Origin of the sequence: Marinobacter pelagius (assembly GCF_900114925.1) — a bacterium.
GTDB lineage: Bacteria > Pseudomonadota > Gammaproteobacteria > Pseudomonadales > Oleiphilaceae > Marinobacter > Marinobacter pelagius.
On the sequence record NZ_FOUR01000008.1, the window covers coordinates 65003 to 83759 of the forward strand.

Annotated in this window: 16 protein-coding genes and 1 riboswitch; of the genes, 9 read left to right on the forward strand and 7 right to left on the reverse strand. The window is 60.1% G+C overall.

Translation table 11 applies throughout. The annotated features are described in order from the left end of the window. Positions 1-104: 104 nt before the first annotated feature. On the forward strand, positions 105-920 hold the full coding sequence (locus BM254_RS15170; RefSeq protein WP_092005578.1) for a glycosyltransferase family 2 protein: 816 nt from the start codon (positions 105-107) through the stop codon (positions 918-920). Here the strand turns inward: BM254_RS15170 and BM254_RS15175 are convergent. The 4 genes from BM254_RS15175 to lpxL are packed head-to-tail and all read right to left on the reverse strand — an operon-like array spanning position 902 to position 4973. Further along, positions 902-1888 carry a glycosyltransferase gene (locus BM254_RS15175; RefSeq protein WP_175497283.1) on the reverse strand — a complete coding sequence of 329 codons (987 nt, stop codon included), beginning with the start codon at positions 1886-1888 and terminating at the stop codon, positions 902-904. The two genes, BM254_RS15170 and BM254_RS15175, sit on opposite strands and share 19 nt — an antisense overlap. Before the next feature lie 44 nt (positions 1889-1932). Further along, a complete protein-coding gene (locus tag BM254_RS15180) occupies positions 1933-3045 on the reverse strand; it encodes a glycosyltransferase family 4 protein (protein ID WP_092005583.1) in 1113 nt (370 codons plus the stop codon). Next, entirely contained in the window at positions 3042-4004 is a 963-nt protein-coding gene (locus BM254_RS15185) for a mitochondrial fission ELM1 family protein (RefSeq protein WP_092005837.1), read from the reverse strand. The genes BM254_RS15180 and BM254_RS15185 overlap by 4 nt, the downstream gene beginning before the upstream one ends. A gap of 15 nt (positions 4005-4019) precedes the next feature. Beyond that, the gene (lpxL, locus tag BM254_RS15190; RefSeq protein WP_092005840.1) at positions 4020-4973 is read right to left on the reverse strand and encodes an LpxL/LpxP family Kdo(2)-lipid IV(A) lauroyl/palmitoleoyl acyltransferase; all 954 of its coding nucleotides are present in this window, start codon (positions 4971-4973) and stop codon (positions 4020-4022) included. Positions 4974-5075: 102 nt separating this feature from the next. Between lpxL and waaA the strand changes: the two genes are divergently transcribed. Then, positions 5076-6329, forward strand: coding sequence for a lipid IV(A) 3-deoxy-D-manno-octulosonic acid transferase (gene waaA, locus BM254_RS15195; RefSeq protein ID WP_092005586.1), 1254 nt, complete (start codon positions 5076-5078; stop codon positions 6327-6329). Between the two features lie 36 nt (positions 6330-6365). On the opposite strand, the gene BM254_RS15200 is transcribed toward waaA, so the two are convergent. Next, on the reverse strand, positions 6366-7724 hold the full coding sequence (locus BM254_RS15200) for a TolC family outer membrane protein (RefSeq protein ID WP_092005589.1): 1359 nt from the start codon (positions 7722-7724) through the stop codon (positions 6366-6368). Between the two features lie 184 nt (positions 7725-7908). Beyond that, positions 7909-8024, forward strand: a riboswitch (TPP riboswitch). Between the two features lie 90 nt (positions 8025-8114). On the opposite strand from BM254_RS15200, the gene thiC reads away from it, so the two are divergent. The 4 genes from thiC to cpdA all read left to right on the forward strand — a co-directional run bounded on the left by thiC (position 8115) and on the right by cpdA (position 12550). Next, positions 8115-9992, forward strand: coding sequence for a phosphomethylpyrimidine synthase ThiC (thiC, locus tag BM254_RS15205; RefSeq protein WP_092005592.1), 1878 nt, complete (start codon positions 8115-8117; stop codon positions 9990-9992). Between the two features lie 487 nt (positions 9993-10479). Next, a complete protein-coding gene (locus BM254_RS15210; RefSeq protein WP_092005595.1) occupies positions 10480-11097 on the forward strand; it encodes an NUDIX domain-containing protein in 618 nt (205 codons plus the stop codon). After that, on the forward strand, positions 11097-11582 hold the full coding sequence (locus BM254_RS15215; protein ID WP_092005599.1) for a DUF1249 domain-containing protein: 486 nt from the start codon (positions 11097-11099) through the stop codon (positions 11580-11582). The genes BM254_RS15210 and BM254_RS15215 overlap by 1 nt, the downstream gene beginning before the upstream one ends. Positions 11583-11743: 161 nt before the next feature. Next, on the forward strand, positions 11744-12550 hold the full coding sequence (gene cpdA, locus BM254_RS15220) for a 3',5'-cyclic-AMP phosphodiesterase (RefSeq protein WP_092005602.1): 807 nt from the start codon (positions 11744-11746) through the stop codon (positions 12548-12550). Here the strand turns inward: cpdA and metE are convergent. Further along, positions 12544-14856 carry a 5-methyltetrahydropteroyltriglutamate--homocysteine S-methyltransferase gene (metE, locus tag BM254_RS15225; protein ID WP_092005605.1) on the reverse strand — a complete coding sequence of 771 codons (2313 nt, stop codon included), beginning with the start codon at positions 14854-14856 and terminating at the stop codon, positions 12544-12546. The two genes, cpdA and metE, sit on opposite strands and share 7 nt — an antisense overlap. Positions 14857-14986: 130 nt before the next feature. Between metE and BM254_RS15230 the strand changes: the two genes are divergently transcribed. The 3 genes from BM254_RS15230 (at position 14987) to BM254_RS15240 (ending at position 17803) form a co-directional block, all read left to right on the forward strand. Then, positions 14987-15877 (forward strand): LysR family transcriptional regulator, encoded by an 891-nt coding sequence (locus tag BM254_RS15230; RefSeq protein ID WP_092005608.1) that lies wholly within the window; start codon positions 14987-14989, stop codon positions 15875-15877. Between the two features lie 45 nt (positions 15878-15922). After that, complete coding sequence (gene gcvH, locus BM254_RS15235; RefSeq protein ID WP_092005611.1) at positions 15923-16315, forward strand: glycine cleavage system protein GcvH; 393 nt, start codon at positions 15923-15925, stop codon at positions 16313-16315. A gap of 291 nt (positions 16316-16606) precedes the next feature. Further along, a complete protein-coding gene (locus BM254_RS15240) occupies positions 16607-17803 on the forward strand; it encodes a class I SAM-dependent rRNA methyltransferase (protein WP_092005615.1) in 1197 nt (398 codons plus the stop codon). Between the two features lie 162 nt (positions 17804-17965). Here BM254_RS15240 and BM254_RS15245 read toward each other — a convergent pair whose 3' ends face one another. Beyond that, positions 17966-18622 carry a histidinol-phosphatase gene (locus BM254_RS15245; protein WP_092005618.1) on the reverse strand — a complete coding sequence of 219 codons (657 nt, stop codon included), beginning with the start codon at positions 18620-18622 and terminating at the stop codon, positions 17966-17968. Positions 18623-18757: the final 135 nt, after the last annotated feature.

The following is an 18757-nucleotide window of genomic DNA, read 5'->3' on the forward strand; positions in this document are numbered from 1 at the left end:
GGTCCAGCATCACTCAGAATTTGTGGGCAAGAATTCTACCACAGGCGCTCTGTTTCGGCAGGCCAGCGATCATTCTACTGTTAAGGTTTTGGCGGTTTTGAGCTATGAAATTACCGTTATCTGTCTACTACATCACCCAAAACGAGGAAAAAAGGCTCCCGGAGTCCCTCGAACAGGTTCATGACTGGGCCGATGAGGTCATTGTGGTGGATTCGGGCAGCACTGATAACACCGTAGCTATTGCACGGTCGTTTGGAGCGAGGGTTGTGCATCGCCCCTGGGAGGGCTTTGCCAGCCAGAAGGCCTACGCAGCCAGTTTATGCCGAAATGAGTGGGTTCTGGACCTTGATGCGGATGAGGTGCTCTCCGGGCAACTGGTGGCCAATATCAAGGCCTTGTTTTCTGCTCCGTTGCCAGAGGGGGTCGCAGGTTATCGGATGCGCTGGGTGCTGTCCCAGCCAATCCCCGGGCACCCGTTTCGTCATGACAAGACCAAAAAAATTCTGCGGCTCTACAATCGTTCCCGGGCAGCCATACACGCGGAAAAGGATAGCAATGACGACCGTCCGAGAGTGTTGTCGGGCAAAGTGCTCGATTTGAAGGGTGACGTCCTCCATCGCACACTCATGTCCCTGGAACAGATGGAACGCAAGTACTGCCAGTTGTCTTCCGAGCAGGCCAGATACATGGCCGCCAGAGGCCGAAAGATTTCCTCAGGTCGATTGTTCGTGGAGTTTCCCCTCAAGTTCCTCAAGTATTACCTGATCCATCGCCAGATTCTCAATGGCTGGTTTGGTCTCAGCGTGTCAATTACCGCTGCCAACCGCAACTTCATGCGCCTGGCGAAGGCAAAGGAGATACAGATGCTCGCGGAGTTGGAAGCATCGGGCAAATCCGATGCTCAGTCGTCGGGGGCCTGATCGACGTAGACCTCCAGTGTGGCACTGGCCATGGCTTCCAGGGTTAGATGTGTTCGGGCGTAGTCAAAAGCCGGTTGCTCCGAGCGCCTGAGTTCCTCTGGTGCCGACAAGGCTGCACTGATCACGGTCGATAACGCGCGGGCGGAGTGATCCTTGGAGATGGCTTCGCTGGGGAGGATCTCAACACAACCGGCCACAGGGGTTGATACAACGGGGCATTGCGCCATCAGGGCTTCGACAAGGATGTAGGGGAATCCCTCCCGCTCGGAGCTGATCACCAGGAGATCTGCCTGCTCCAGGACCGGCATCAGGTTGTTCAGATAGCCCGCCAGGGTAATGGATTCGCTGCAACCCAGTTGCTTCGCCTGCTCCAGAAGTCCGGTTTTCTCGCTGCCATCACCAAAAATGGTCAGATGCGCCGCCGGAAACCGTTCCAGCACTCCGGGCCATGCCGCGATGAGCTTCCGGAAACCCTTGACCGGCTCGAGCCGGCCGGCAGCAATCACGTTAATGGCTTGAGGCAGGGGATAACTCTCTACTCGCGATACGGTTTCGTTGCTGTGATGCACATCAATGCCGTTGAAAATCCGGAATTTTCGGGGGTGGGTCAGGTTGTCATATACCGGTGTGCTCACCGCGATCACTTTGTCCAGCTGCAGGAATGGCCTCTCGGTCGACTTGCTGCCGTGAACCGTTCCGATTTTCTGGCATCCGGGAGATAGTCGCATACGGCTCACCATCGTGGCCGCCTTGCTCCCCTGGGCGTGGAGCACATGCGGATTGACAGCGTTGAGGATCCGTCGCATCCGGTAACTGAGCCAGGGATTCCGCCTGCCCAGTTGCATGGGGCAGGGATGAAACGAGACCCGTTCGACAAATTGCTGCCGGTAGGATGGATGGGCGAGAACGTGCACTTCGTGGCCAAGCTCCGCAAGCGCGCCAGCGAGATCGGCGGTGTGTTTTTCCATGCCACCCCATCCGGTTCCCGGGGTTCCCAATATCATGGCAATGATCATGGACGATGGCGCTGTTTCAGAACGTTGCGATAGACCTCGAGAGTCGCCTCCGTCTGCGCCTCCAACCGGAACCGGTCCGGAATCAGGATCTCGTGCTCCGGTGCTTCAAGAATCCTCTGAACGGTCGCAGCAAAGGCCCCGGTGTTGTCCGGAGGTACCAGTCCCTCGCGGAAACAGGCCTGGAGGGTCTCTGCCGCCCCTCCGCGATTGTAGGCAACGACGGGTGTACCTGAGGCCAGGGCTTCGGTCACCGTGCGGCCGAAGGGTTCGGGTTTGGTAGACATGTGGCAGACCACATCGGCGAACAGATACAGGCTGTTCATGTCGTTGCGCTGGCCCAGGAAGGTCACCTTGTCGGTCAGGCTCAGGCGGCTGCGTTCCCTTTCAAGCTCCTCCAGAAAGCGTTCCTTGCCCGGTTCCGCACCGCCGGCGATGATGCCATGGCAGTCCGGGCGCAGGCGGATCAGTTGGTTCATCATGGCGAGGAAGTCCAGCTGGCCTTTCCAGCGGGAAATTCGGCCGGGCATCATGATGATTTTCTTGCCGGCCAGCTGGGGGTAGCGGGATAAAAAGTGATCCAGCCATTGCTGGCTGAGTGCCCGGTTGTGGAAGGCCTCCACATTCACGCCGCGCTGGATGACGGTGAGTTTCTCTTTCGGGACGTTGAAATTCTTCAGCACGTAATCCCGCACACAGTTCGACACGGCGATCACGTGATCGGCCCTGGCCATGATGGCGCTGTAGGGGTTCACCGAGTACATGCCATGGAAAGTGGAGACGACCGCAGGTCGATCCTCCGCCGGCAGGCTTTTCAGGGCCAGGTGGATGATCCAGGCGGGCATGCGGGATCGCACGTGGATGATGTCCGGTTTCAGGTCCTGTATTAGCCTGCGCATGGGCAGGATCTGCCCGAATGAAGCCAGGGATTTGCGATGGATTGGCATGTGGATATGGGTGGAGCCATGCCCCCGCACCTGTTCTGCCATCGGGCCGCCGTTGGAAACCACGTAGGATTCGTGGCCGCGGCGAACCAGCTCGGCGGCGAGATCCACGGTGCCTCGTTCCACGCCTCCGCTGTACAGGGCTGGCAGTGCCTGAAGAATCCTCACGCTGTGTTTCCTTGTTTGGATGTTCGTTGGCTCTTGAGAAACCGTTCTATAACCCATTTGGCCACGCGGTCGGCCTCCCAGAGTTGCCTGCTGGCAACCGTTTGCCGGTCCATGACACTGCGATGATCGCTCCAGTGGGCGACGATTCCCGCCTCGGCCAGACGATTCACGCCAGTTGCCACCCGGCTGCCCGGTCTGGCGGGCAGGTCTAGCAGTCCCGTAGGCACGCCGGAAGTGGCGGCTTCGCACACCATCGACATGCTGTCCGGCGTTGTCCATACCGCCCTGGAAGCAGACAGCTGATGTTTGAGCCAGTTCTCGTGGGTGGCTTCACAGCTCACCACCGTGATCCGGGGGGCGGCAAGATCCGCGAGGCGCTCCCGCATTGCCGGCGGCGTCCGCCGCGAATCGCTGATGGTCCAGCGCCAGTCCGGGTAACGGGCAACCAGGTCATTGATCTGGGTGAGAACGGCATCGTCGTCCCAGTCAAAGTGGGGGGAGGGACCGCCGACCAGAACCAGAGCCTGGCGGTTGTCGGTCAGCTTTGCCAGCGGGGTGATGGTGTTCATTACGCCTTCGGTGACGAAAACATTGACGGAGGCTTTCACCTCGTCATGGGCGGGAATGATGGCGCCGTCCACCCAGGACAGCGGGAAGGCCGGTTTCATGATCACCAGGGTTCGGGCGTTGCCAAGGCGTCGGAGTGAGAGCAACAACCGGTGGGTGCCGGTGCCGGCGGCCACGATCAGATCAGGGCGGGGCAGGTCAGTTGGCAGGGTCGGTGCCACTCCGAGCAGGGCGCGCCATAATGGCACCTGGTAGTCGGTTGCATCCAGCCAATACAAGCGTGCCCCCGTGTGGGCGCGCAGGCGGTTACCAAGGCCTCTCAACTGGTTCCGGTGGCCGGGTTTGCCGTCGGTCACCAGCCAGACCACTGGCGCATCGTTCTCTGGCTCCAGGCTCAAGGGCGACTCCTACTTTTTCTTGCGCCGGTAAAAACCAGGGTCGTCGGGGTCCGGCCGGGTCTTGAAGCGCCGGTGCATCCAGAGGTACTGGTCCGGGGCTTTGCGGATCTCCTGTTCGATGATCCGGTTGATGCGGGTGGCATCCTCAAGGTCGTCCCCACTGGGAAAGTCCTCCAGTGCCGGGTGGAAGTAAATGTCATAGCCCGGCTTGTCATCCCGTCGGAAGTGACTGAACGGCACGATCGTGCAACCGCTGCGCTCGGCAATCCGTGAGGTGGCGGTAATGGTACCGGCCGGAATGCCGAAAAACGGCGCGAACACGATATCCTTGCGCCCGTAATCCTGATCGGTGGCGTACCATACCGCGCGGTTTTTCTTCAGGCTGCGGAACAGGCCGCGAAGGTCCTTGGCCCCAAGTACGTTGCCGTAACGCCGGCCCCGGGCGCGGGTCATGACCGCATTCATCAGCGGATTGTTGTGATCCCGCTGCATGACATCGGCTTCGATGTATTCAGTCACCAGGCTGCCTCCCAGGTCCAGGGTGCTGTAATGACCGCCCAGCAGCAATACACCGCGCCCTGCCTCCAGGGCCTTTTCGAAATGCTCGATGCCGTGGATGCGGGTGATTCCGGTGAGCTTTGCCGGGTCCCGGAACCAGGCAATGCCCAGCTCCAGTAGCCCGATGCCGTTGGCGATGAAGGCTTTTCGCACCAGCGCCGCCTGCTGCTGTTCGGTCAGCTCGGGAAAGCATAGCCGGATATTCACTTCGGTAATGTGACGGCGGCTGCGCGCCAGTTTCCACGCCAGCAGTCCGGCCAGCTTGCCCAGCCCCCACTGCAGACGGATCGGCAGTTGGGCTACCAGCCACATGAAGCCGATACCCAGCCAGGTCGGCCACCAGCGTGGATGCCGGTAGGCCGAGTAATCCGTGTTGCGCGGCAGTTTGCGGTACTTCTTCTTCAAAACAGGGAACCTTGCATCGACAATGAGTGAATCCGGGGGCACCATGCGGCCCCTTCACGATTTTTGCGCTATGATAACGCACTGTTTTGCCGGGAGTCCTGCGTGTTCCAATTTCTCTATTCCCAGCTCATCCGTCTGATCCTGCCGTTCATCCTGCTGAGACTGTGGTGGCAAGGCCGAAAGGCGCCCGCCCTGCGCCAGGATCTTGGCCATCGCATCGGGCTGGTTCCCCGGCTTCCGGGACCGGTGGTCTGGGTCCATGCGGTGTCAGTCGGCGAAACCATCGCGGCGGCACCCATGGTGCGACGCCTGCTGGCGCGGGACCCGCAGATCACCATCCTGATGACCGCCATGACCGACACCGGCCTGGCCCAGGCCCGTAAGATGTTCGGTAACAGGGTTCGTTATGCCTATGCACCCTACGATACGCCTGGTTCCATCCGCCGTTTTCTGAATCGCACCCGCCCCCGGATTCTGGTCATCATGGAAACCGAGATCTGGCCGAACATGATACGTCAGAGCCGGGCCCGTGGGGTGCCGGTATTCCTGATTAATGCCCGGTTATCGGAACGTTCTGCCCGCGGCTATGAAAGGATCCGGAGTCTGGCGCTACCGATCATGCAGAGTATCAGCTGGGTGGCAGCGCAGGCCGAGAAAGATGCCGAGCGTTTCCGGCGTATCGGGGTAGTCCCGGACAAGGTGGAAGTCACCGGAAGCGTCAAGTTCGACGTGGATATACCACCGGATGTCCGGCAGGCCGCCCGGGATCTGCGTATGCGGCTGGCGGGGCGGCCGGTCTGGATTGCCGGCAGTACCCACGGTGGTGAGGACGTCCAGTTACTGACGGCCCACCAGGAATTGCTGGCCGCCCATCCCGATGCCCTCCTGATCCTGGTGCCAAGGCACCCGGAACGATTCGATTCGGTGGCCAACAAGGCCATGTCCAGGGAACTGACAGTTGCCAGGCGTTCCCTCGGCGAGGATCCGGCTGATGCCCAGGTTTACCTTGGTGACACCATGGGTGAGCTGATGATGCTCTATGGCGCCAGCGACATCGCCTTTGTCGGTGGTTCGCTGATTGAGCGCGGTGGACACAATCCCCTGGAGCCCGCGGGCTGGGGAATCCCGGTCTTCTCCGGCCCCCATGTGTTCAATTTCGAAACCATTTATCAGCGCCTGCTGGATGATACCGGCGTAAAGATCGTGGCCAACGCCGAAGAGCTGGCGACCTTCCTGATTTCCCTGTTCAGCCACTCCGCAGAGCGGGAGGCGATCGGCCGCCGCGCATTGTCTGTGGTGAACAAGAACCGGGGGGCGCTGGAGAAAGTGGTCGAGGGGATTATCGAGCGGGTGTGAGAGGAGAGGCGGGCAGCGCAACTGCCCGCCGGAACCTTATTGGGCCGGATCGTCCAGGGTCTGCTCCTCATTGGCCAGAGCTTCAATGCCCGGGGCGGTTTCGCTCAACCAGTTGTTCAGGTCCACCAGATCCTGTGGGCTCAGGGTGCCGGCGGCCTGTTTCAGTTGCAGCGTGTTGATCACGTAGTCATACCGGGCATTGGCGTAGTCACGCAGCGCCACGTAATAGGCCCGTTCCGCATCCAGCACTTCCACGATATTCCGGGTACCCACTTCATAACCGGCACGGGTGGCATCCAGTGCGCTGCGGCGGGAAATGATGGTCTGTGACAGGGCCGAAGCGGTCTCGACGTTGTTGTTCACGGTCAGGAACAGGCTGCGGGTATTCACCCGGACATCCCGGCGAATGGTGTTGAGTTGCTGCTCGGATACCGTCACCAGTGAACGCTGTTGGCGAACACCGGCCTGGGTACCGCCGCCGGTGTACAGGGGTACGTTCAGTTCCAGGCCAATGACGCCCTGAGTACCTTCAAACTGGTTGGGGCTGCCGCCGTCAATTTCGTTGTCACCGTAGGAGGCAGTCAGATCCAGGGTCGGGTAGTGGCCCGATTTGGCAACCTTCAGGTTGGCCTCGCTGGCGTTGAGATCGTAGAGCGCGGACTGAATCGACCAGTTCTGGTCCAGGGCCGTGGTTTCCCAGGCCGAAGGATCCATCGGTTCAGGGCGACCAAGCGGAAAGTTCCGGCGCAGGTTCTCCAGATCCTCCGGGTACTCCCCGGTCAGCCGTGCCAGTTGCTCCTTGGCCACGTTGAGCTGGTTTTCGGCGGCAATGCGCTGACTCTTGGCGTCGTCATAGCTGGCGCGGGCCTCATATACCTCGGTAATCGCAATCAGGCCAACATCAAAGCGCTCCTGGGCCTGTTCGTACTGGCGCTGGATTGCGGCTTCGGTGGCCAGGGCTGTAGTGACGGTGTCCTGGGCCCTGAGCACATTGAAATAGGCAGTGGCCACGTCCAGGATCAGCTGCTGCTGGGCCAGGTTGTACTGGGCCCGGGCGGATTCGGTCTGGAACTGGCTGGCGTCGTAACGGAACCAGGAGTCGGCCCGGAACAGCGGTTGGGTCAGCTGGACACCGTAGCTGGTGGACTTGTAGCTTTCGTCTTGGACGTCGCCATCCAGGTCCGTATGGTTGGCATTGCCGAAGGCGCCCACTTGTGGCAGCAGTGCACTCTTGCTGACATCGCTCGCGGCCTGCTGGGCCTCGAAACTGGCCTGGGCGGCCGCAATGCCGGAGTCATAGGAGAGGGCTTTTTCGTAGGTCTCGATCAGGTCAAGGGCAAGGGCCGGTTGGGCAGCCATCACGCCAATCAGTCCGGAAAGCAGTCGTTTTTTCATTCTTTCTCCTGGGTACCTGTGCACATGGGCGTCAGTCTGGGACGCCTGGTAACCGGCCGCACAGTGCTTTCAAGCAGCAGGTTGCGCATCCGGCGGGCTTATGGTTGGCCATTATGGACAATATTTCCCCTGGCCTCTACACTTGCAAACGTCACACAAATTGTGTGCTGAACCGAATTTTACTCGCGTCTTGACGGGGTGCTGGCTTACCTGATTCCTGGGTGGCCGGCTGAGATTGCATCGCAGAACCCGCGACCTGATCCGGATAATACCGGCGTAGGGATTAAGACCAGATGACCCAAAAGCAGTCCGGCCAGAGTGGCTTTGACTGCCCATGCAGGCTCCGTCATACGCGACCCGAAACCCCAGTCCATCTACCGGGAGCGAATGATGACCGACCTGCCATCCTACCTCAGCGATTCCGCCAGAGTTGATTCCGCAGCAATTAAACCGTTACCAAGCTCACGAAAAATCTACGTGCAGGGTAGCCGATCCGATCTCCGGGTGCCCATGCGGGAAATTACTGTGGAGGATACGCCCACCGAAATGGGTGGCGAAAAGAACCCGCCGGTGGTCGTTTACGACACCTCCGGCCCCTACACCGATCCCGAAGCGAACATCGACCTGCGCAAAGGCCTGGAGCCCATCCGCGCCGGTTGGATCGCCGAACGGGGCGATGTCGAACAGCTGGAAGGTTACACATCCGAATTCACCCGCCGACGCATGAAAGACCCGCAACTGGACCCGCTCCGCTTCATGGACGAGCGCAAACCCCTGCGGGCCAAGCCGGGCAGGAACGTCTCCCAGATGCACTACGCCCGCCAGGGCATCATCACCCCGGAGATGGAATTTATCGCCATCCGGGAGAATATGAAGCTCCAGGAAGCCCGGGAACAGGGTCTGCTGGACCAGCAACACCCCGGCCAGCCCTTTGGCGCCAACCTCCCGCCGGAAATAACCCCGGAATTCGTCCGGGATGAGGTGGCCCGCGGCCGCGCCATCATCCCCGCTAACATCAACCACCCGGAAATCGAGCCCATGATCATCGGCCGCAACTTCCTGGTGAAGATCAACGGCAACATCGGTAACTCGGCGGTCACTTCCTCCATCGAGGAAGAAGTGGAGAAGCTCACCTGGGGCATCCGCTGGGGCGCTGACACCATCATGGATCTGTCCACCGGCAAGAACATCCACGAAACCCGGGAATGGATCATCCGCAATTCCCCGGTCCCCATCGGCACCGTGCCCATCTACCAGGCCCTGGAGAAAGTCGGCGGTGTGGCCGAAGACCTGACCTGGGAAGTCTTCCGGGACACCCTGATCGAACAGGCCGAGCAGGGCGTGGACTACTTCACCATCCACGCCGGCGTGCGTCTGCACCACGTGCCGTTGACGGCGAATCGCGTGACCGGCATCGTCTCCCGCGGCGGTTCCATCATGGCCAAGTGGTGCCTGGCCCACCACAAGGAAAGCTTCCTGTACGAGCACTTCGAGGACATCTGCGAGATCATGAAGGCGTACGATGTTTCCTTCAGTCTCGGCGACGGCCTGCGCCCCGGCTCAATAGCCGATGCCAACGACGCCGCCCAGTTCGGCGAACTGGAAACCCTGGGCGAACTAACAAAAATCGCCTGGAAGCACGACGTCCAGTGCATGATCGAAGGCCCCGGCCACGTGCCCATGCATCTGGTCAAAGAGAACATGGACAAACAGCTGGAATGCTGTGACGAGGCTCCGTTCTATACCCTCGGCCCGCTGATCACCGACATCGCTCCGGGCTACGACCACATCACCTCCGGCATCGGCGCCGCCATGATCGGCTGGTACGGCTGTGCCATGCTCTGCTACGTCACCCCGAAAGAGCACCTGGGTCTGCCCAACAAGGATGACGTGAAAACCGGCATCATCACCTACAAGATCGCCGCCCACGCCGCCGACCTGGCCAAAGGCCATCCGGGCGCCCAGATCCGCGACAACGCCCTGTCCAAGGCCCGTTTCGAGTTCCGCTGGGAAGACCAGTTCAACCTCGGCCTCGATCCGGACACCGCCCGGGCCTACCACGACGAAACCCTACCCAAGGACTCTGCCAAGGTGGCTCACTTCTGTTCCATGTGCGGGCCCAAATTCTGTTCCATGAAAATCTCCCAGGAAGTCCGGGATTACGCGGCAGAAAACGGGCTGGACGAGGTTTCCGCGATTGACGCCGGGATGCAGGAAAAGTCCCGCGAGTTTGTGGAGTCCGGCGGGAAGCTTTACGACAAGGTCTGATAGCTTGGTGCTCTGGTTCCCAGGACTGTGACTTCGTGGTTGGAGCCCGGTGGGTGGCCCGGTTCAGGACACGCTCCTGACGGCCCATCCCTGGGGCGCTTGGGCTCCGCCATCCCTGGCTCCGCACAGTCCTGAACCGGGCCACCCACCGAGCTCTACTAGACTCACGGGAATTCGCTTTAAGAAACCGGGAAATCAGAAACGATAGGTCCCTGTTATCTAAGTGGCAGGGACTCGACTTGCGATTTGCAGGGCGTCAGATCGGGTGAATCGGGAAGCGCCTCCCAAAACTGTGCGGAGCCATGGATGGCGGAGCTCAAGCGTCACATGGACGTGCCGCAAGGAGCGTGTTTTGGGAGGCGCTTCCCGATTCATCCACCTCCTTAGCCAACAGGCTAGGTGAGGAGCCGAAGGGCTACACCATGCGCTTGCAGGAAGCCCCAACAACCGGCTATCGTTCAAAGTCGATTACCAACCGGGGTGAGCGATGACCGAACCGTTCCAGTTCAAAGCCAGCGACGTCAAAGTCGAAAAACGCGAAACCGTCTTCCAGGGCTTCTTCCGCATGGACAAGCTCTGGCTGACCCACCCGCGTTTTGATGGCCGAGACATGCCGGTCTTTACCCGGGAGCTCTTCATAAGGGGCGACGCCACCTGCGTGCTGCCCTACGACTGCGACCGGGACGAAGTCGTCCTGCTCGAACAGTTCCGCCTCGGCGCCCTCGGCCGCAGCCAGTCCCCATGGCTCCTCGAGCTCGTGGCCGGAATGAACGAAGACGGTGAAACCCCCGAAGAAGTAGCCCAGAGGGAAGGCCAGGAAGAGGCCGGGCTCACCTTCAGCCGGCTCGACAAGATTTGCGATTACCTGGTGTCTCCGGGCGGCAGCACGGAAATGATCCACCTGTACTGTGGCCATATCAGCACCGAAGATGCTGGCGGCCTGTATGGGATGGAACACGAGCACGAAGATATCCGGGCCCACGTGGTTTCTGCGGACGAAGCCATAGCCATGATCCACGATGGCCGGATCAACAACGCTGCCGCTATCATCGCGCTTCAATGGCTTGAACTGAACCGTTCAAGACTCCGTGAAGGAAAGCAGTGATGACCGAGTGGACCATGAAACCCAAGCGCTACGTGCCGGATCTCCGGCAGCTCGGCGCCCTGTGCGACGGCAATTACCAGCGCCTGAACAAGTTGCGTCAGCTGGAAGCCGATGGCAAGCCGGTGTGCGAGTTCGAGTTGCACCGGGAGAACCAGTACCTGGGTCGGGTCCGGATCAAGGTCCTGCAGACGGCGCGATTTACCGAAACCCTGTTGCTGGAGCAGATCCACAATTCCGGTCGCTGGCTGAACAATCCCCAGATGACCGTACGTGTGTATCACGACGCTGCCATGGCCGAGGTGATCAGCTGTTACCGGGACCGACAGATTGCGCCGGTCAATGACTATCCCAACCGCTTCATGCATCACCCGGACGAAAAGGTTCAGGTGAATGGATTCCTGGCTGACTGGCTGGATTATTGTCTGCGTTTTGGTCATTTGCCCATGGAGTACGCCGCCTGGCCAGCCGGCGAGGGTGTGGACTGACGGTCCGCAGTGGATGTGTCATAGTTGTCAAAAATAGCAATATGTTGACGGCGCCGGGCGGGAATGTGATTCCGGTTGCAATTGCCGTTGACCCTTTCTGACGCGTTCGTCGTACACTTGTCCCTGTTTCAAGTGGTTGCATCAGGCTTAACAGGTTCGCCATGACCAGACCGGACGAGGCCCGCCCCTTGCGGGTACTCCAGATAACAGACCCCCATCTGATGGCCCGTGAGGACGGTGCCTTGCTGGGCGTAAATACGCGGGACAGTCTCGCGGCCGTGGTCGATGAGGTGTTGCAGGCCCATGGCCAGCCGGACCTGATCCTGGCCACCGGAGATCTGGCCCAGGACGCCTCGGAACAGGCGTATCGCGTTTTCGGTGACAGTCTTTCCTCCTTCCACTGCGGCTCCGCCTGGCTGGCCGGCAATCACGATGACTCCGGAGTGCTCAACCGTGTTGCGGCGGAGTATCAGGCCGATCGCCACCAGATTCTGCAGGGCGGCTGGCATTTCGTCCTGCTGGATTCTTCCGTCCATGGCAAGGTTTATGGTGAGCTGGCGGACAGTGAGCTGGCGTTTCTCGAACGCGCGCTTTCCGAATATCCCGATGTGCCGACACTGGTCACGCTGCACCATCATCCGGTGGACATCGGGGCGGACTGGATGGAGCAAATCGGGCTTCGCAATCGCGACGCCTTCTGGGCGGTGATCGACCGCCATCCCCAGGTGCGGATCGTGCTCTGGGGTCATGTTCATCAGGAGCACGCAGAAATCCGGAACGGGGTGCAGCTGCTTGCCACACCCTCCACCTGTATCCAGTTCACCTCCGGCGCCAGGGACTTTTCCGTGGAGCCGCTGGCGCCGGGTTACCGCTGGTTCGAACTCCAACCGGATGGTCACTTCAGCACCGAAGTTCATCGCGCCAGGGCCTTCGAGTTCGAGCTGGATCAGAAAAGCTCCGGCTACTGAGATACCAGTTCGCCGTTGTCGGCCGGTTGCGGCAGTCGCTGTCTGAGTTCTCTGGCTGCCGCGACCATCGCCCGGAGGGCCGGTCTCACCTCGTGCCATTGCCGGGTTTTCAGGCCACAGTCCGGATTCACCCACAGCCTTTGGGCCGGAATCCTCTCCGCTGCCTTCTCCATCAGGGCAATGATCCCCGCCTGTTCCGGCACGTTGGGAGAGTGAATGTCATAGACACCGGGGCCGATATCGTTGGGATACTCGAAATCCTGGAAGGCATCGAGGAGCTCCATGTCGGAACGGGAGGTCTCGATGGTAATGACATCAGCGTCCATCCGGGCAATCGCCTGGATGATGTCATTGAACTCCGAGTAACACATGTGGGTGTGGATCTGGGTTGTGTCATCGACCCCGTTGGCGGCAATCCGGAAGGCGTCGATGGCCCAGTCCAGATAGTCCTGCCAGTCGGATTTTCGCAGGGGCAGACCTTCCCGTAGCGCCGCTTCGTCAATCTGGATGATCCGGGTGCCGGCCCTCTCCAGTTCCTGCACCTCTTCGCGGATGGCCAGGGCCAGCTGCCAGCAGGTCTCGGCCCGGGGCTGGTCGTCCCGGACAAAAGACCAGTTGAGCATGGTGACCGGTCCGGTGAGCATGCCTTTCACCGGCTTATCGGTCAGCGACTGGGCATATCGGATCCAGTCTACGGTCATTGCCCTGGGGCGAGTGATATCACCGAACAAGATGGGTGGTTTGACACACCGTGAGCCATAGGACTGGACCCAGCCAAACCGGCTGAAGGCATAACCATCCAGTTGCTCCCCGAAATACTCCACCATGTCGTTCCGCTCCGCTTCACCATGGACCAGAACATCCAGGCCCAGCGATTCCTGCTCATGGATGCAGTGGGCGATCTCCTGCTTGATCCGGGTCAGGTAATCTGCTTTGGACAGCTTTCCGGTCCTGTATTGTTGCCGCACCTGCCGAATGTCTCCGGTCTGCGGGAAAGATCCGATGGTGGTGGTCGGAAACAGGGGGAGGGGCAGGGCCTTGCTCTGGAGCTTGTGGCGAGCCTCGAAAGTGGTGTTTCTCTGGCCAAGCTGCGGCGTAATTCGGGAAATCGCCTCGCGAACTGCCGGGTTGCGGGTTCGCGGCGACCGCCTGCGGGAGTGAACGGCGATGCGATTGTCCTCAAGCTCCCGGGCAACACTGGCCCGGCCATGATTCAGGGCTTTGGCCAGGGTGGCGAGCTCCCGGAGTTTCTGACGGGCAAAGCAAAGCCACTGACGAACTTCCGGATCGAGCTTGTCTTCACGCTCCAGATCGACAGGAACATGCAGCAGTGAGCAGGACGGGGCCAGCCATAGCCGGTCGCCGAGCCGTGAATGCAAGGGTTCCAACCAGTCCAGGGTGGCAATGAGATCGGTTTTCCAGATATTCCGGCCGTTGATGACCCCGAGCGACAGCACTTTGTGTGGCGCCAGCCAGTCGGCCAGCCGGTCCGCTTCAGGTCGGGCCGCCACGGCATCCAGATGCACCCCGGCCACTGGCAATTCGCAGGCGAGCTGGAGGTTTTCCCGCAGCTGGCCGAAATAGGTGGTCAGCAGGAGTTTTGGGCGGGCGGCCTTGAGGTGATGGTAGGCAAGGCTGAAGGCATGGCGCCAGCGATCGTCCAGTTCGGTGACCAGGGCAGGCTCATCCACCTGAACCCATTCCGCGCCGGCCTCGGCGAGCTGGTCGAGCAACTCACCGTAAACGGGCAGGAGTCGCTCGAGCAGTGCCAGGGGATCGCTTCCGTCCTTGGCTTTGCCCAGCCAGAGATAGGTGACCGGGCCAATGATGACCGGTTTGGCACGGAAACCCTGTTTCTTCGCCTCGTCGAGCTGGGCCAGTATCCGGGTGCTATCGAGCCCGAATTCCGTGTTCCGGTGAAACTCCGGGACAATGTAGTGATAGTTGGTGTCGAACCACTTGGTCATTTCGCCGGCCTGGGTGCCGCAGCAGCCATCGTCGTTGGCGCCGCGGCCCCGTGCGGCCCGGAAGTACCGGTCGAGTTTGTGACCGCCCGGCTTGCCCGCCCGTTCAGGGAGGTGTCCGAGGGTTTCGCTCATGTCCAGTACCTGGTCGTACAGGGAAAAGTCTCCTGCCGGCACGAGATCCAGCGCCTGTTGGTCCTGCCAGTGGCGGCGTCGCAGGTCACTGGCGGTAATCTCCAGCTCCTCCTCGGTCAGCCGGCCTTGCCAGTAGGCTTCCAGAGCGAATTTAAGCTCCCGTTGGGCGCCAATACGGGGGTATCCCAGTGAGTGAGTGGTAACCATCTTTTGCTCCTGACGTCTGATTTTTTTGCTTCGGATAAGAGTCGGTCAGGTTAGGCGGGCTGTGACATGAATAAAAATGGTATTATTTCAATATTCCATGAAATAAATTCACGAACTGGCGGGTTGGCCCATGATTGATCGACACCATCTCGAGATTCTCCGTGCCGTTGATCGCGACGGCTCCCTGACGGCGGCGGCAGAGTCCCTGCACCTGACGCAGTCGGCACTTAGCCATGCCATTCGAAAACTGGAGCGTTACCTGGGCACATCCCTGTGGCTCCGGGACGGTCGTCAGCTGCGGCTGACTCAGGCTGGAGAGTATCTGCTGTCACTGTCCAACCGGCTGTTGCCCCAGCTTGAGCATGCCGAGCAGGTGATTGGCCAGTTTGCCAGGGGGCAGAGGGGTACGCTCCGTATCGGGATGGAATGCCATCCCTGTTACCAGTGGTTGCTGAAGGTGGTTGGGCCCTATCTTGAGGGCTGGCCGGATGTGGATGTGGATGTGAAACAGAAATTCCAGTTTGGTGGGATCGGCGCGCTGTTCGGTCATGACATCGATATGCTGGTGACCCCGGACCCGCTGCATCGGCCCGGATTGGTGTTTGAGCCGGTGTTCGATTATGAGCAGGTCCTGGTGGTCTCCGGGGATCATCCGTTGGCGAGCAGGGAGTTTGTTGTGCCCGGTGATCTGGAGCGGGAAACCCTGATCACCTATCCGGTGGAGGTGGAGCGGCTGGATATCTATACCCGCTTCTTCCTGCCGGCTCATGCCAGCCCGGCGAGGCACAAGACCATCGAGACGACGGACATCATGTTGCAGATGGTCGCCGCCGGGCGGGGTGTGTCTGCGCTGCCGAAATGGCTGGTGGCGGAGTATGCTGAGAAGCTCCCGGTGGTTCCGGTGCGTCTGGGAGAGGAAGGGCTGCCGAAGCAGATCTTTCTGGGCCTTCGTGAACGGGATTGTGAGGTAGATTACCTGAATTCGTTCATGAACCTGGCCCGGGAGGTTCGCTGGGGCTAGGCTCTTGCGTTAAACTGCGCGAAAAATTCAACAGGAAGCACAATCATGAGTGATATTCCCTCAGACCTGAAATACATTGAGACCCACCAGTGGGTGCGGGTGGCTGACGATGGCACAGCTACCGTAGGTATTACCGATTTTGCCCAGGAGCAGCTCGGCGATGTGGTCTACATCGGTGTGCCGGATGTTGGTGTGACGGTTAACGGTGGTGAGGAAGCCGGTGTTGCCGAGTCGGTGAAGTCGGCTTCTGATGTGTTCAGTCCGGTGACCGGTGAGGTGATTGCGGTCAATGAGAACCTTGAGGATGAGCCGGAGCTGGTCAATGAGGATCCGTATGGTGATGGCTGGATGTTCAAGGTGAAGCTGGAGGATGCCGGTGAGCTGGATGGGCTGATGGATGCCGCCGCTTACGCAGAGCATGTGGCTGCCGAGGAATAAAAGCTCTGGCGCCATACTCCGTGCAGGAGCAGTCGGGCAGGGCTTTCGAAAACACGCTCCTTGCGGCACCCCTGCGGGGTCCAGCCCGCAATCACAGATTGCGGTCGTTCGGCTGTCGCATGAAGCTTCGCTTCATAAGCGCTCGGCCTCACCCATGTGACGCTTGAGCTCCGCCATCCATGGCTCCGCACAGTTTTCGAAAGCCCTGCCCGACTGCTCCCATGTCTGGGTGCAGTGGCCAATTGGCTATAATCTCGCATCCTTTGATTTCTTGTTTGGCTGGTGTATCTGATGAATTTCCCGATTTTGTATCTTCGAAAAGGCGCTGAACGCCGCCTCCGTGCCGGCCATTTGTGGGTTTACAGCAATGAGGTGGATACCCGCCGTACGCCGCTGACGGAGTTCCAGCCCGGTGATCAGGCCGAGCTGCGAGCGTCCAATGACAAGCCGTTGGGAACGGTGTTTGTGAACCCCCATGCGCTGATTTGTGGCCGGTTGATCAGCCGGAATCCGTCCCAGGGGATGACACCGCAGCGGTTGACGGAACGGATGGAGCTTGCGCTGGCGGTGCGGGAGCGGCTGTTCGACAAGCCGTTCTACCGCTGGGTGTTTGGTGACAGCGACGGGCTGTCCGGGCTGGTGGTTGACCGTTTCGGGGATACCGTGGTGGTGCAGATTTCCACGGCGGGCATGGAGCTGATGAAGGAGGCGATTGTTCGCGCTGTTCAGCGTCTGGTGCATGCCAATGCGATCATCCTGAAAAACGACGGCAAGATGCGGAAGGTTGAAGGCCTTGAGACCTATGTGGAACAGGCGCATGGGCCGGAGGCGGATCTTCTGCAGGTCGAGGAGAATGGCGTTCGCTTTGAGGTGCCGCTGGCCGGTGGTCAGAAAACCGGGTGGTTCTATGACCACAGGATGAATCGTCAGCGGTTGCAGGCCTACGCGCCCGGTAAGCGGGTGCTGGATGTGTTCAGTTATGTCGGTGGCTGGGGGCTGCAGGCCGCCTGTGCCGGTGCTACCCATGTGACCTGTGTCGATGCCTCGGCAACGGCAATCGATGCGGTGCACCACAACGCTAAGATCAACGGGCTCGACAATATCGAAACCATCGAGGGCGATGCCTTCGAAGCGCTCAAGGCCCTGGCGGACGAGAAAGAAAAGTATGACATCGTGGTGCTGGATCCGCCGGCGCTGATTCCGCGGCGCCGGGACCAGAAAGCCGGCGAACAGGCCTATGCCCGGCTGAATCAGCTTGGGCTGCGGCTGCTCGAGCGGGACGGATTGCTGGTGTCGGCGTCCTGTTCCATGCATCTGTCCCAGGAAAAGCTGATCGACATCATCCGCAGCAGCGGCCGCAAGATTGACCGGTTCGTGCAGTTGCTGGAGCAGGGCCACCAGGCGCCGGATCATCCGGTGATCCCGGGGATTCCGGAAACGGATTACATCAAGTCGTGCTTCGTGCGATCGTTGACCGGGTTTATGTGAAGGGCCTGAAAACGGGGTCAGAAGAAGGCTTTCTTCAGACCCCAATTTAATCCCGGGGTCAGATGAAAGCTTTCATCTGACCCCTCTTTCACTCTGAATTCGCCCCCGTGCAAACCCGGGGTCTGAAGAAAGCCTTCTTCTGACCCCTCCTTCACCCCGAACTCACCCCCGCAAAGAAATCACCGGCCACCCCGATTCCTTCGCCAGCGCCTCCAGCCTCGGGTCCGGATCCACCGCCACCGGATTCTCCACCTGCTTCAGAAGCGGCACGTCATTATGGGAATCGCTATAGAACCAGGCCCCCTCCAGCGTGCGTTTGTGATGATCAAGCCAGTCGTTCAGCCTGGTCACCTTGCCGTCCTGGAAGCTGGGGACACCGGCGACCTCCCCGGTATACCGGCCATTCACCAGTTCCGGCTCGGTGGCGATCAGGTGCTCAACCCCTAACAACTCCGCAATCGGCTCGGTGACAAAGCGGTTGGTGGCTGTGATGATCATCAGGGTGTGGCCCTGCTGGCGGTGCTGGTCCAGCAGTTCCCGGGCCTTGTCCTGCATCATCGGGCGCACTTTTTTCTCGAGGAAGGCTTCACGCCACGCCAGTAGTTCGTCCATGTCATGCCGGGCCAGTGGCTGCAGGGCGAAGCGGAGGTAATGGAAGATGTCCAGCTCGCCGTTCAGGTATTCCTCGTAGAACCGGTCATTGGCTTTGCGGTATTCCTCGGCATCGACCAGACCTTCTTCCACCAGAAATTCGCCCCAGGCATGGTCGCTGTCGCCAGCCAGCAGGGTGTTGTCCAGATCAAAAAGTGCGAGCGTCAAAGGGTGTCCTCCGCTGTTACAAGGGCTTTCAGGAAGGCTCACAGTCTACCATGACCTGTCGGCATCGGCTCCGTTTGCCGAACCCTTGGGATTCTGTAAGAATGAGAGCAACTTGGACAATTCTCGCCGGTCAGA